Source organism: Faecalibacterium sp. An192, from assembly GCF_002160175.1.
Classification (GTDB): domain Bacteria; phylum Bacillota; class Clostridia; order Oscillospirales; family Ruminococcaceae; genus Faecalibacterium.
Genome location: NZ_NFKB01000155.1, coordinates 1 through 640, shown reverse-complemented (window position 1 = coordinate 640; position 640 = coordinate 1). Strand labels below are relative to the sequence as shown.

Sequence of the window (640 nt, the reverse complement as noted above, 5' to 3'; positions counted from 1 at the left end):
AGACTCCTACGGGAGGCAGCAGTGGGGAATATTGCACAATGGGGGAAACCCTGATGCAGCGACGCCGCGTGGAGGAAGAAGGTCTTCGGATTGTAAACTCCTGTTGTTGAGGAAAAAACGGATGGTACTCAACAAGGAAGTGACGGCTAACTACGTGCCAGCAGCCGCGGTAAAACGTAGGTCACAAGCGTTGTCCGGAATTACTGGGTGTAAAGGGAGCGCAGGCGGGTATGCAAGTTGGAAGTGAAATACATGGGCTCAACCCATGAACTGCTTTCAAAACTGTGTATCTTGAGTAGTGCAGAGGTAGGCGGAATTCCCGGTGTAGCGGTGGAATGCGTAGATATCGGGAGGAACACCAGTGGCGAAGGCGGCCTACTGGGCACCAACTGACGCTGAGGCTCGAAAGTGTGGGTAGCAAACAGGATTAGATACCCTGGTAGTCCACACCGTAAACGATGATTACTAGGTGTTGGAGGATAGACCCCTTCAGTGCCGCAGTTAACACAATAAGTAATCCACCTGGGGAGTACGACCGCAAGGTTGAAACTCAAAGGAATTGACGGGGGCCCGCACAAGCAGTGGAGTATGTGGTTTAATTCGACGCAACGCGAAGAACCTTACCAAGTCTTGACATCCT

At 51.9% G+C, this 640-nt stretch carries 1 rRNA gene; it reads left to right on the top strand.

Annotated elements, in window-relative coordinates:
* Window positions 1–640, top strand: a 16S ribosomal RNA gene (locus B5F27_RS16390); the annotation flags it as partial.